The sequence below is a fragment of the Streptomyces sp. DH12 genome (assembly GCF_020873895.1).
In the GTDB taxonomy this organism is placed as follows: Bacteria; Actinomycetota; Actinomycetes; order Streptomycetales; family Streptomycetaceae; genus Streptomyces.
This window is the reverse complement of sequence record NZ_JAHWGT010001167.1, coordinates 1-441: the sequence shown is the minus strand read 5'-3', so window position 1 is coordinate 441 and position 441 is coordinate 1. Positions and strand designations below refer to the sequence as shown.

General features: G+C 75.7%; 1 protein-coding gene. It reads left to right on the top strand.

Going from position 1 to position 441, the window contains the following annotated elements:
* A partial coding sequence (locus LPA54_RS39070) for a cytochrome c oxidase assembly protein (protein WP_228985143.1) occupies positions 1–441 on the top strand: 441 nt, incomplete at both ends.

Genomic DNA, 441 nt, shown 5'->3' with positions numbered 1-441 from the left:
GGTGGCTGCTGTTCCCTCCCGTCGCCGCCGCCGTCGACCTCGGCGGGCTGTGGCTGCTGTACCGCACCGGCCTGTGGGCTGCCGCGCACCGGGACCCGTTGCTGGGCGGGGCGCTGGAGCTGCACATGCCGCTGGCCGGTCTGCTGTTCGCGATGGCGGTCTGCCGGCTCGACCCGGTGCGTGTCCGGTGCGGTCTGCCGCTGCGGGCGGTGACACTGCTGACGGCCGGGGCGGCGCACGCCGTCCTGGCCAAGAGCCTGTACGTCGCGGGGCCGCCGGGGACCTCCTTCGCGGCGGACGACCTGCGAGCCGGGGCACAGCTCATGTACTACGGCGGGGTCGGCGTGGAGGTGTTCCTCGCGCTGGTACTCGCCGTGCAGTGGTACGCCGCCACCGGACGGCGCAGGGCACGGCAGGCGGCGCGGGACGCCGTTCCCGCGG